The organism is Neisseria sp. S1 (genome assembly GCF_048060015.1).
Taxonomy (GTDB): domain Bacteria; phylum Pseudomonadota; class Gammaproteobacteria; order Burkholderiales; family Neisseriaceae; genus Neisseria; species Neisseria arctica.
In genome coordinates, this window is the sequence record NZ_JBLUPI010000002.1 from 228651 (window position 1) to 241079 (window position 12429).

The following is a 12429-nucleotide window of genomic DNA, read 5'->3' on the forward strand; positions in this document are numbered from 1 at the left end:
ACCTTTTGTCAGGCAATATACCTTTTTATGCCGTCTGAAACTATATTTTCTGACAATAAATACAAGCCTTTGAATACGAAACCATATCACACCTATAACCGTACTTCGATACCCGCCGCCCGCATCGCTGCTTTGGCCTCATGGATACGCACTTCACCGAAGTGGAAAATACTGGCCGCCAATACCGCATCGGCTTTACCCTCTTTTACACCATCTATCAGATGCTGCACATTGCCGACACCGCCCGAAGCGATGACGGGAATATCCACGGCTTCGCTGATGGCGCGGGTAAGCGGCAGGTTGAAGCCGATTTTGGTGCCGTCCCGATCCATACTGGTCAGCAGGATTTCCCCGGCTCCCCGTGCCTGCATATTTTTAGCCCATTCCACCGCATCTAGGCCCGTAGCCTTCCTGCCTCCGTGGGTGAACACTTCCCAACGGGTATTTTCCGCATTCACGGCTTTGGCATCAATCGCCACCACAATCGCCTGCGAACCGAAAAAACTACTGGCTTCGTTCACCAAGTCGGGATTGGTAACCGCAGCTGTATTGATACTGGCCTTATCTGCTCCCGCATTTAGCAAACGGCGCACATCGGCTACGGTGCGTACCCCGCCCCCCACGGTAAGCGGTATAAAAACTTGTGAGGCAACTTCTTCAATTACGTGCAAAATGGTATCGCGGTTATCGCTGCTGGCGGTAATATCAAGGAAGGTCAGCTCGTCTGCCCCTTCATCATTGTAGCGTTTGGCTACGTCGACAGGATTACCGGCATCTCGCAAGCCGACAAAATTGACACCTTTGACGACACGGCCGTTATCAACGTCTAAACAGGGAATAATGCGTTTTGCTAATACCATAATTTTTCTCAGGAACAGATGGCGGCCGAAAAAATGCCCGGCTGCCTTTACTAAAGGAAACGGCTGCCTCATCAGACAGCCGTTGCATCTTAACACTTTTTAAATAAAGCGGTAAATTGCATAAGGTTTTTGGAAATGGTTTAGGCCAACCACAGCTGCACCCAGTCTCCGATATTTTGGGTAAAAAGAAAATATCCGACGGCAGCCAAGCCCGATAAAGCCAGCGAAACAATAAAACTGCCGGCAAAACGGTTAATTCCCCAAAATACGGCGGCAACATATGCCCACGAGGCCGTCATCGACAAGCCCCAAGCCGCATCAATCACAGGCAATTCGAAAGCCATCACCGTACGCAGCAACACTACCAAAATCATGAATGAAAGGCTTTCCGTAAGCGCATAAATATCGCGGTCGGACGACCACACGCACCAAAAGCCCAATATAAATGCTTCCAACATACAACAATCCCTTAATTTAAATGACGGTTTAATTTATCAATAAATTATTATCGGTATCGAACCGTTAAAACCGCTTTATCCCCTCAACACCAGCCTACCGAGCGGACAAAGAATCTGCCAGCTGCTGCGCTTGGGCAAAATCAATACTGCCTTCGTAAATCGCCCGACCGGTAATAGCACCGGCCACACCGCTGTCTTCCACGGCACACAATGCGCGGATATCATCCAAATCCGTTAAGCCGCCTGATGCGATAATCGGAATATTCACGGCTTCGGCCAACTTAACCGTGGCCTCTATATTCACACCGCTCATCATGCCGTCGCGGCCGATGTCGGTATAAATAATGCTGTTTACCCCGTCATCTTCAAAACGTTTGCTCAGATCAATAACATGATGCTCGGTAACTGTCGCCCAACCGTCGATCGCTACCATACCCTCTTTGGCATCCAGGCCTACAATGATATGGCCGGGAAACTGTTTGCAGGCTTCACGCACGAACGCGGGATTTTTTACTGCCGCAGTACCGATAATCACATCACTCAAACCCAGCTCCAAGTATTTCTCGATAGTGACCAAATCACGGATACCGCCGCCCAGCTGCACGGGAATCTCTTTAGCGACGGCAGCCAAAATCCCGCTAATGGCCTCGAGATTTTTCGGTTTGCCTGCAAACGCACCGTCCAAATCAACCAAATGCAAGCGGCGCGCACCTTGTTTGAGCCAATGCAGCCCCATATCTGCAGGGCGGTCGGAAAAAACCGTTGCTTGCTCCATCAGGCCTTGTTTCAAACGGACACACTGACCTTCTTTAAGGTCGATTGCAGGAATCAGTAACATTTCGTTTCCAAAGATAACGGGGTATCTGCAAAAATAATTTTTGAAGATACATGGGTTTTTCAGCATAAATTCAGACGGCCTGCTGGCAAACAGAGGCCGTCTGAAAGAAGATACTTTGTTATTTTACACAAATTATCCATTCCAGCGCAAAAAATTACGCAAAAGCAATAAACCGCCATCATGGCTTTTTTCGGTATGGAATTGTGTGGCAAAAACATTATCCCGCCCTACCACACAAGCAAACTGACTAGGATATTCGCTGGTTGCCAACACGATTCTGCTGTCTTCCGGTGCGAAATAATAACTGTGAACAAAGTAAAAGCGCGAATCTTGACCGATACCCTCAAACAATGGGTGCCGTTGTGTCTGATGCACGGTATTCCAGCCCATATGGGGTACTTTCAATTTATCGCCGTACTCATCGTATTGGTTGGCGGCAAATCGTTTCACCTCGCCGGCAAACCAACCTAGCCCGGGCGTATCACCCTCTTCACTGAAATCGAATAAAAGTTGCGCACCCACGCAAATGCCGAAAAAGGGCTTATTTTTTAATCCGTCGGCTACCGCTTCGCCTAAACCGCTTTTTTGTAGTGCGCCCATGCAGTCGGGCATGGCCCCCTGTCCGGGAAAAACAATCTTATCGGCGGCAAAAACTTCTTCGGGTTGATCCGTTAAAACAATATCAGCAGCCACATCTGCCAATTTTTGCGCCGCCTGCACCGATTTTAATACCGAATGCAGATTACCCATACCGTAATCAACAATAGCTACCTTCATGTATTTCCTTATCCGACAATGCAGTACAACATGATGATCATGCTGCTAATACTATTCAAAATAATGACTAAAAACTTTGGTGGGCAGTAGAGAAATATAAATAGACAACAATAGCGGGCAATAGCGCGCCGATTAAGTATGCGACCAACCATTTCGCCTTTTGTCCACGACAACGGCGTAAGAACATCAAATACGCCCAACAGTAAAAACCAAATGCTGTTGCAGCAATCGGCGACATTTCATCGCCTACAACTGCCAACCCCATAAAACCCAAGCACAAGCCGAAAGATAGTGCCCACGGCCAAGCCGGGGCATTACGTCCGATATATTCTTGCAATTTACCAAATATGAGCAACAATAAAGTAGGAGTCATACCAATTGAGCAACTATTCCGAATTTGAAAAGTATGTGGATTACTTACATGGTCTCTCAGAGTCCGCATCCATCACTTCAACCACAACCGGCAAATAACTGCGGTTCATTTTATCTTATGTAAAGATAGTAAAACATCTGACAAGGCGATTGTATGTTTCAGACGGCCTATTGCCAAGTGTTTATTACAATCTTTCCCAACCTATGTCTGCAAGCAACTATAAAAAAAAGAAATATTTGATTTATATCTAAATTTCGACATTCTACTTCTTTTGTAATGGTGGCAAACTAAATAATTAGGCTGTTCTATTTCTTCCACCCAATGATTTCTTTATATTTTCCAAGGCCGTCTGAAAAGTAAGTTTCAGACAGCATCTTAAATATTAATAAACCAAAAGCCCGGTTTCCCGGGCTTTTGTATGACTCTGGCGGTATTTAGTGATTGAGGATTTTAGATAAAAACTGCTGCGCACGTTCGCTACGCGGGCTACCGAAGAATTCTTCTTTGGTACAGTCTTCCACAATTTGCCCGGCATCCATAAAGATAACTTTATTGGCAACTTGCTTCGCGAAGCCCATCTCATGGGTAACGCACATCATAGTCATCCCCTCTTTGGCCAAGCCTACCATCACATCCAAAACTTCTTGAATCATTTCGGGGTCAAGGGCTGAAGTGGGTTCATCAAACAGCATGGCAACCGGATCCATACTCAATGCACGGGCAATTGCTACGCGCTGCTGCTGGCCACCTGAAAGTTCGGCCGGGTACTTGTGCGCATGGGCACTCAAACCTACACGGTCAAGATATGCCAAACCTTTCTTAGTGGCTTCTTCTTTACTACGTCCCAATACTTTGATCTGCGCTACCGTCAGGTTGTCGGCAATGCTCAAATGCGGGAACAATTCGAAATGTTGGAACACCATTCCGACACGGCTACGCAACTTGGGCAAATTGGTTTTGGGATCGCCAACAGAGGTTCCGTCAACAATAATCTCACCTTTTTGGAAAGACTCCAAACCGTTTACACACTTGATTAATGTTGATTTTCCGCTACCAGACGGACCGCACACAACCACTACGTCGCCTTTGGCAATACTGGTATTACAGTTGGTCAGGACTTGGAAATCACCATACCATTTGTTCACATTTTTAATTTCAATCATTTTTATATCCGCATTCTTTTTTGCAAACGTTTCACGCCAAAAGTAGCTACTGCACTCACTGCAAAATACACCGCTCCGGCGAACAGAATATAAGGAGTCAGCAAACCCATCAGATCACCGCGCACATAAGAAGCACGGAAGAAATCTACCAAACCGATGGCAAATACCAGTGTCGTATCTTGGAACAAAATGATGCTTTGTTGCAAAATCAGCGGCAACATTTTGCGAAAGGCCTGCGGCAGAATCACCAAACGCATAGTTTGGCCGTAAGTCATACCCAATGCTTTTGCCGCATTGACCTGCCCTTTCGGAATCGATTGGATACCGGCACGAACCACTTCGGAAAAATAAGCGGCCTCAAATACCATAAAGGCAACGGCACATGAGGCAAATGCTACATTGATGGTGAGATACTGCCCCGTTATCAGGTTGTACACCATTGGAACGGCGAAATAAAACCAAATCAATACCAGCAACAGCGGCACCGAACGAAAAAAATTGACATACAGCTTGGCAGGCAACGATAAAAATTTATAGGGAGACAAACGTGCCAAAGCCAGCAGCGTACCTATCACCATCCCCCCCACCACTGCAATAGCAACAATTTCCAAAGTAGTGGTGATACCGTCAATCAGGCCAGGAGCAGCGGCTTGTAGTTCTGAAATACCAAAAGCCATCTTATTTACCCTCCGCCATCAAACCCGGCACACGATACTTGCGCTCGAGAAAGTTCATAAACATAATCAGTGCCAAATTGATTGCCAAATAAATTAATGTGGCATAAGTATAAATTTCTAAATTATTCTGCGTATATTCGGCAATCGTTTTGGTTTGGCTGATTAACTCGGAAACCCCTACCAACGAAGCGACTGAAGCGTTTTTAAAGCAGTTGGTCAACTCCGAACTCAATGGCGGAAGAATCACACGGAAAGATTGCGGCAGCAACACTTGGCGGTAAACCTGAGCGGTTGTAAAACCGAGTGCGTAAGCAGCATTGCTCTGCCCCTTAGGCAAGGATTGAATGCCGGTACGAACTTGTTCACATATCCGGGCGGCCGTAAACAACCCCAAGCCGACACTGGCTGAAAGCATAGCGGAAGTGTTGGGGGCAAGTCCAAAAAACCACCATTGTTTCAAACCTTCCGGGAAAAAGTTAGGAACAACGTAATACCAGATAAAAAGCTGTACCAATAAAGGCACGTTACGAAAAAGTGCAACATAAGACGAAGCAATCATCTGCATCGGCTTAGAAGGCAAAGTACGCATGATACCCAAAGCCGTACCGAGTACCATAGCGATAATCCAAGCAATGCTGCCGATAAGAAACAACCAGCCGATACCGGAGAGAACCCAGTTGAGATAGGTTTCGTTACCGATACCGGTGCTGTCAAACAGCACGCCCCAATTCCAAGAATAACCCATTACAACAACCTCTTTTTCATTCTTATTTCAGGTTTCAGGCCTCAAGCCAATGCCATATATTTGTCATGCCGTCTGAAAATATGACATTACGGCAATCAAACAGCGGATACGGCCTGCGTATCCGCTGCTTCTCATACAATATATTGGCCTGGCGCCGGCTTACTCGGCCGCTTTATCGGTCGGATTGGCAATAATAGCTTTCACTTGCTCCGACATCGGGAACTCAAGGTTCACGTTTTTAGGCGGAATCGGTGTTTCAAACCATTTTTTATACAAAGCATCAATTTCAGCGGTATTTTTGTAAGTTTCCGCCAAAGCGCCATCCACTACGGCTTTGAACGGTGCATCACCTTTACGCATCATACAGCCGTAACGCTCGAACGACATAGGTTTGCCAACGATTTCCCATTTAGCAGGGTCTTGCGTTTTCGCACGCTCGCCGGCCAAAAGAATATCATCCATCATAAAAGCCTGAGCTCGTCCGTTAAACAGCATCAGTGCGGCTTCACCGTGGTCTTTGGCAGAAATAATATTCATACCGAGTTTTTCTTTATCGTTATATTCCTTCAGCAAACGCTCAGACGTGGTGCCTGCCGTCGTAACAACGGTTTTTCCTTTCAAATCGGGGAAATCCTTAATCCCGGAATCTTTAGCGACCATCAAACGGGTGCCGATTTCAAAGAAGGCATTGGAGAAATCAACTTGTTTTTGGCGTTCCAAATTATTAGTAGTCGAACCGCACTCAATGTCGACCGTACCGTTGCTAACCAATGGGATACGGTTTTGAGAAGTTACCAAATTGTAACGTACTTTCAGATCCGGCATATTCAGTTCTTTTTTCACCGCATCAACAATTTTCAATTGTAAATCATGGGCATAACCTACCGGCTGATTGGGCTGATCGGCAATATAAGAGAACGGAATCGATGAATCACGATGCCCCAAAACAATCGTACCGGATGATTTGATTTTGTCCAAGGTACCTTGCGCGCTAGCAGCGGGGGCTGCCCCCGAAGCGGCGGCAGGAGCAGATGAAGAAGATTCCCCTCCGCAAGCAGTAAGACCCAAAGCCATCAGGCAAGCGAGGCTGAATGGTTTTAATACAATTAGTTTCATTTATTACTCCTAAAGAAGTTTTTATTGTTGATGTCGCCGATCGGAAATACTATTTTTGCTTCACCGACCTTCATGTAAACCATGCTAACTTAACCTTTTTTATTTGACAATCAGCTTAATATGTAAAAACTATATAAATTTGATTCTTAAAAGATAATAATAAAAAAGTAGCATTCCACCCAATATTTAATTGTTAACAATTAAATTATATCTATATAAATAAACTATTTTTCTTAACAAAAATATGCCGCCTGATTTTTCAGACGGCATATTTTTCGCACCAATCACGTAATTTAAAGATTCCAATTATTTTTGTGGCAAACTTCTTGTTATCAATATGAAAATATCAGCAATATCAAGCCGTAAGTGTTCCCTTAGTAGAAGGCATTTTGCCTGCCATACGCTCGTCCAATTCAACCGCCATACGCAAAGCACGTCCAAACGCCTTAAATACGGTTTCTGCCTGATGGTGGGCATTGTAACCGCGCAGATTGTCAATATGCAGGGTCATCATGCTGTGGTTTACCAGGCCGTGGAAGAATTCACTAAATAAATCTACATCAAACCGACCAATCATAGCCCGGGTAAATTCAATATTATATTCCAAGCCCGGTCTGCCGGATAAATCCAACACGACCCGGCTTAAAGCTTCGTCCAACGGCACATAACTATGACCATAACGGCGGATGCCCATTTTGTCGCCCAGTGCCTGTTTTAAAGCCTGCCCCAAAGTAATACCGATGTCTTCAACCGTATGGTGATCATCTATATGTAAATCGCCTTTACAAGTAATGTCCAAGTCAATCAAGCCGTGTCGGCTGATCTGGTCAAGCATATGCTCTAAAAATGGCACGCCCGTATCAAAACGGCCTACGCCGGTTCCATCTAAATTAATGGTAACGGTAATTTGGGTTTCGCTGGTATTGCGGGTTACGGTTGCTGTACGCATAAAATCAATTCCCATAAAGTTGTCGGATCACGGCCAAAACAGCATCATTCTGCTCGGGCGTACCCACCGTAATGCGGACGCATTGATCCAGAAGCGGATGCATACCGTGTAATTTTTTAATCAAAATTTTGTTTTGCTTCAATGTATCAAACAGAAGCTGCGCATCCGGAACGCGAATGGTAATAAAGTTCGCATCACTTGGAAAAGCTTTCAGACGGCTTATACCAGAGAGCTCGGAAAACATTCTGCCGAGTTCCGACTTCAGTTTAGCGGTATTCGCTTCAATCAAATCCGCATGCTCCATTGCAAATTTAGCCGTTAACAAGCTAAGTTGGTTCATATTGTACGGCGGCACAATTTTTGCCAACTCATTCATAATGACAGGGCTGCCTGAAGCATAGCCGATTCGGATACCGGCAAAGCCTATTTTACTCACAGTCCGAACCACTACCAGATTTTCAATATGCCCAGCTTCATTTAAAAAACTGTCGCGGCTGAAAGGGCCATAAGCCTCATCTACCACAACGATACCCGGAGCCGCACGCACAACCGCCATAACTTCTTCCCGGCTGAAGCTCACACCGGTCGGATTATTAGGGTAAGCTAAGAAAACTAACGCCGGGCGGTGCTTTTCAACAGCCTGCAAAACTGCAGGTAGGTTCAAGCTAAAATCATCATTTAGAGGAATACCTACATAGTCCAAACCATAAGCCACAGCGTTGTGCTTATACATGACGAAACTAGGCTCAACCGTCAAGATAACGGCATCCGGCTTCGCCACCAGCATAGTAAGCAACTGAATCAGTTCATCCGAACCGTTACCCAACACGATTTGCGCCGCGTCAGGGATACGAAACGCTTTGCGCAAAGCCTGCTGTAAACCGCTGGTAGCCGGATTCGGATATAAATGGATAGGTGCGGCAGCCAAACTGCTCTGCCATTGGGCAAGTAATTCGGGAGAAGACGAAAACGGATGATACGGACTCTCCATCGCATCCAACTTAATAAAATCTTCAGGTAAATCAGCTACCTGATAAGCCGTCATCGCACGCACATCGGCACGGATAATATCTTTAAGGGCAGACATTTATCTATCTCTCAACTGAAATTTTCGTATTCCCATCCAATAAGCACTACAAGGCAGTCTGTCAAATAAACCAACAACCACCCATATTATTTAATCTTTAAAAAATAATATGAATACTTATACCGATAAAGGATAGCCAGTCTGCAAATGTATCATAAAAGACTGCGTATACGGTATAGGCACACAGATTTATCAGCAACTGGCCAGCAATCCCGTTATTAAAAATATGATATGGCCACATATACTGATATTCATATAAATGATACCTACCCTAGCCGTCTAAAATATAGCGAACTCTAGCCAATAGCCGTCGAATCCTACATTATTTCAAAAAGCAAAAAACCACCCGAACTAAACGGGTGGTTTCCTAGTATTAACAAATGATTGCAAGATAATTTATACGGCCTCCGGAGAGCCGTCTACCGGGCACTTCAACCCCAGCCAGCGCATATTGCCGTCTGCATCCACTTCTTTCAAAGTCAATACAAACTGACCGATGGCGATACGGTCACCCTCTACAGGCACACCTTCGAAACGTTTTTTAAACAAAGCCTGTAATGTTAGGTTTCGCTCTGTCTCATCCAAACTCAAACCATAAGCATCTGCCAAGTCACTCGCCATACTGGCCGGATTAACGACGAACTCTCCGAAGAAGCTTTGAGCCAACCCCATGGAAGTGCCGGTTTCGGCAAACCTCTTAGCCAATACATTGATTTGGTCTTCCGGCACAATATACCAAGCCCGATCGCCGGCCTGTAACCGCGTATCCAATGAAAGCTCAACCCGATTATCGTCACGAATCAATGCGAAACAACGGGTTGCAAGCAAATCCAAATCCCTAGCAACTTCATCGGGATGCATGCCTTCTACCTCAGCATCCGCAACCACTTGGTATGCAAACAGCTGTACGGAAGAGCTTTCCGACAACCATATTTCACGGCTGTCTGCAGGCTCCGGCTTCGGAGGAACAGTAACTTTCAGCCAATGAGCCACTATAGGAATGGTTGCGCCTTGAATCAACAGCGACAAAATCACTACGGCAAAAGCCACGTCAAATAATAATCTCGCATTCGGCACGCCCATCATCAACGGCATCATTGCCAAAGTGATCGGTACCGCGCCGCGCAAGCCTACCCAGCTAATATAAGCCAATTCGCGCCTGCTGTAATGGAAGCGCCAAATACTGCTGATAACGGCTATCGGACGGGCTACCAACATCAAAAAGGCTGCGATAACCAGTGCATCCATGCCGTGTTCCAGCAAACGCGAGGGAGAAACCAGCAAACCCAATACGACAAACATCGATGCTTGAGCCAGCCAAGCTAAGCCATCCATCACCCGCAAAACATGTTCCGTAGCATGGCTGTGTTGGTTACCAACCAAAATACCTGCCAAGTACACTGCCAAAAACCCACTACCGCCAAGCAAATTGGCAACCGCAAACACCAGCAGGCCGCCGGAAACAATCAGCAGGGCATACAAACCTTCAGCAAGATTCAGACGGCGCACCAAGCGCGACAACACCTTACCGCCTAGAAAGCCCAGCAGTAAGCCCAAACCGAGCTGTTGTACCAACATCAGTAAAAAAGAACCGATACCGGCCTCTTCAGGATTTAACGTCAGCGCAATCAAGGCGGTTACCAAGAAAATCGCCATAGGGTCATTGGCACCGGATTCGATTTCCAAAGTCGCCTGCACCCGTTGATTCAGGCGTACGCCGCTATTACGCAGCAAACTGAATACCGCACCCGCATCGGTAGAGCCTACGATGGCCGCCATCAAGATGCCCAAGCGCCAGTCGACACCCATATAAAGTGTGGCGAATACACCCAGCAAAGCCACCGTGGCAATTACACCCCAGCTAGCCAATACGGCGGAAGGTTTCAAAGCGATACGAAAACTATCCAATTTCGTACGCAAACCACCATCTAGAAGAATCACGGCCAAAGCCAACTGACCTATTAAGGTAGCCGTTACAAAACTGTCAAACTGAATACCGCCGATTCCTTCCTCTCCTGCCAGCATCCCAACACCGAGAAAGAGTAACAATAACGGCAACCCCAACCGGGCTGACAGCGTAGTTGAGATCACGCTGATGAAAAGCAGCAATCCCCCAAGCAAAAATAAACTGTTAATACCATCCATTTGTTTTAAATAACCGTCAGAAAGAATAAATTAGCAGAATTTTAGCATATTTCTATATGTATCCTTTGTACAACACATAGTTTTTTATTATTTCAAACATTTCATGGCCAATAATGTCAACTCTCTACAACGTAATATAAAGTTTTAACCTGATATAAAAAGGCCTTGCATAACCTCTTTACTGATTTAAACACTCATCTATATAGATTAAAACACCACAAAACATACAAAACGAACGCCTAAAAGTATAATCTATCTGTTTTCAGACGGCCTCTTCCGTCTTTAATTATCCAACCAAACAGGATCATTCATGGCATTTGCTTCTTTATTCACTTTACTTGATGACATTACCGCTGTTTTAGATGATGTAGCGATGATGACCAAGGTGGCGGCAAAAAAAACCGCCGGCGTGGTCGGTGACGACCTGGCCCTAAATGCCAATCAGGTCACCGGCGTTTCTGCCGACCGAGAGTTGCCTATCGTATGGGCGGTCGCCAAAGGCTCCTTTGTCAATAAGGTAATTCTGGTGCCGCTTGCCTTACTTTTATCCGTATACCTGCCGGTATTGATTACGCCACTACTGATGATAGGCGGCGCATTCTTATGTTTTGAAGGCGCCGAGAAAATATTACACAAGCTGCTTAACAAGCACAGTACTCATGCAGACTCCCCAAGCGCCAGCGATGAAATCATTGACGAAAAAGCCAAAATCAAAGGGGCTATCCGAACAGACTTTATCTTATCTGCCGAAATTATCATTATTGCCTTAGGTGTAGTCGGCTCTTATAGCATCATGACCAAATCATTAGTCATGGCCGCTATCGGCCTCGGCATGACCGTACTCGTATATGGTTTGGTAGCTGGCATTGTGAAAATGGACGATATCGGCTTTTGGCTCATGAAGAAGCGCAGCGCACTATCTCGTGCCGGCGGACGCGCCATTATTGCCTTTATGCCTTGGTTTATGCGCGGATTAAGCATTGCCGGAACTTTAGCCATGTTCTTAGTAGGCGGCGGCATCATTGCCCACAATGCGGGCTTCATCCATCATTTCCTTGAAAAAATGCACTGGAACAATGGCTTATACAGTATATCAGCCAATTTGGTGATAGGTTTACTGACCGGATTATTTATCTGCTTGGTTATTTTGCCCATAGTACGCATGTTTTCGAAAAAACAAGCCCACTAAACTGCAATCTTAAAACCAGTATAATCCGAGGCCGTCTGAAACTTCCGCCAAC

General features: G+C 45.7%; 12 protein-coding genes and 1 pseudogene. 1 reads left to right on the top strand and 12 read right to left on the bottom strand.

From position 1 onward, the window contains the following. Positions 1–92: 92 nt before the first annotated feature. From hisF to ACEPPX_RS02785, 12 genes and pseudogenes are all read right to left on the bottom strand, one after another. Positions 93–860 (bottom strand): imidazole glycerol phosphate synthase subunit HisF, encoded by a 768-nt coding sequence (gene hisF / locus ACEPPX_RS02730; RefSeq protein ID WP_416622846.1) that lies wholly within the window; start codon positions 858–860, stop codon positions 93–95. A gap of 140 nt (positions 861–1000) precedes the next feature. Further along, positions 1001–1318, bottom strand: a complete 318-nt coding sequence (locus ACEPPX_RS02735; protein ID WP_416622847.1) for a multidrug transporter MatE — start codon at positions 1316–1318, stop codon at positions 1001–1003. A 94-nt stretch (positions 1319–1412) separates the two neighbouring features. Continuing rightward, positions 1413–2156: a 1-(5-phosphoribosyl)-5-[(5-phosphoribosylamino)methylideneamino]imidazole-4-carboxamide isomerase gene (hisA, locus tag ACEPPX_RS02740; RefSeq protein WP_416622848.1), complete on the bottom strand. Its 744-nt coding sequence runs from the start codon at positions 2154–2156 to the stop codon at positions 1413–1415. Between the two features lie 132 nt (positions 2157–2288). Next, a complete protein-coding gene (gene hisH / locus ACEPPX_RS02745; RefSeq protein WP_416622849.1) occupies positions 2289–2933 on the bottom strand; it encodes an imidazole glycerol phosphate synthase subunit HisH in 645 nt (214 codons plus the stop codon). 67 nt (positions 2934–3000) lie between these two features. After that, positions 3001–3306 (bottom strand): hypothetical protein, encoded by a 306-nt coding sequence (locus tag ACEPPX_RS02750; protein WP_047761207.1) that lies wholly within the window; start codon positions 3304–3306, stop codon positions 3001–3003. Positions 3307–3740: 434 nt separating this feature from the next. Further along, positions 3741–4469, bottom strand: a complete 729-nt coding sequence (locus ACEPPX_RS02755) for an amino acid ABC transporter ATP-binding protein (RefSeq protein WP_047761206.1) — start codon at positions 4467–4469, stop codon at positions 3741–3743. Between the two features lie 2 nt (positions 4470–4471). Next, a complete protein-coding gene (locus ACEPPX_RS02760) occupies positions 4472–5146 on the bottom strand; it encodes an amino acid ABC transporter permease (protein WP_047761205.1) in 675 nt (224 codons plus the stop codon). 1 nt (position 5147) lies between these two features. Continuing rightward, complete coding sequence (locus tag ACEPPX_RS02765) at positions 5148–5891, bottom strand: amino acid ABC transporter permease (protein WP_416622850.1); 744 nt, start codon at positions 5889–5891, stop codon at positions 5148–5150. A gap of 159 nt (positions 5892–6050) precedes the next feature. Further along, positions 6051–7007, bottom strand: coding sequence for a glutamate/aspartate ABC transporter substrate-binding protein (locus ACEPPX_RS02770; RefSeq protein ID WP_416622851.1), 957 nt, complete (start codon positions 7005–7007; stop codon positions 6051–6053). Positions 7008–7362: 355 nt separating this feature from the next. Then, a pseudogene (gene hisB, locus ACEPPX_RS02775) lies at positions 7363–7953 on the bottom strand (imidazoleglycerol-phosphate dehydratase HisB); the annotation flags it as partial. A 7-nt stretch (positions 7954–7960) separates the two neighbouring features. Next, on the bottom strand, positions 7961–9043 hold the full coding sequence (gene hisC / locus ACEPPX_RS02780; RefSeq protein ID WP_416622852.1) for a histidinol-phosphate transaminase: 1083 nt from the start codon (positions 9041–9043) through the stop codon (positions 7961–7963). Between the two features lie 396 nt (positions 9044–9439). Then, the gene (locus ACEPPX_RS02785; RefSeq protein WP_416622853.1) at positions 9440–11188 is read right to left on the bottom strand and encodes a potassium/proton antiporter; all 1749 of its coding nucleotides are present in this window, start codon (positions 11186–11188) and stop codon (positions 9440–9442) included. Between the two features lie 310 nt (positions 11189–11498). On the opposite strand from ACEPPX_RS02785, the gene ACEPPX_RS02790 reads away from it, so the two are divergent. Continuing rightward, positions 11499–12377, top strand: coding sequence for a DUF808 domain-containing protein (locus tag ACEPPX_RS02790; protein ID WP_416622854.1), 879 nt, complete (start codon positions 11499–11501; stop codon positions 12375–12377). Positions 12378–12429 lie beyond the last annotated feature (52 nt).